The following is a 639-nucleotide window of genomic DNA, read 5'->3' as shown; positions in this document are numbered from 1 at the left end:
GAAACAGTCTGAGCTGCTCGGTGGTTCTGGCAATGCATTTGTCACGAACACGAAAGACCGCAACGTGAACCAAACTTTGCTCGATCTCCAGTTCAGCCATTCGCAAAAAGAAGGCTACAAGTTGGCGACCGAAATTTTGGGTGAAATGGGACGCGTCGCGCATCTACACAACACCAAGCCAATCAACACTAGCTTGGCAGTATTGCGTTCGCCACAAATTCCATCGGTCCTTGTAGAGACTGGATTTATCTCTAACCCAACAGAAGAGAAACTGCTGTTCCAACGCGCACACCAAGATAAGTTAGCGCAGGCTATCTCTAAAGCGGTGGTTAAATATCTAAAAGATAACCCACCTGAAGGCACGGTGTTCTCACCTTCCTCTAAACCAATGGTGCACATTGTTAAGCGTGGTGAGTCGCTGTCTGTGATTGCGAATAAATACGGTACTAACTCGAAAGCGTTGATGGCTGAGAACAAGTTGAAATCGACCAGCTTAGCGGTTGGACAAAAACTGCGTATTCCGTCAGCTGGCAAGATCCAAGTGCCAAGCAAGCCTATTACAGTAGAGACTGAAACGATTACTCATACCGTTAAATCGGGTGAGTTCTTGGGTAAGATCGCAAGTCACTATAAAGTGAA

At 46.5% G+C, this 639-nt stretch carries 1 protein-coding gene; it reads left to right on the top strand.

What is annotated here, in order from left to right; genetic code table 11:
• The coding region (locus R8N49_RS28080; protein WP_318190566.1) for a LysM peptidoglycan-binding domain-containing protein at positions 1-639 on the top strand (639 nt) is incomplete at both ends.

Source organism: Vibrio sp. 1978 (genome assembly GCF_033344345.1).
The sequence above is the reverse complement of the archived record's forward strand: the minus strand, read 5'-3'. Positions and strand labels throughout refer to the sequence as shown.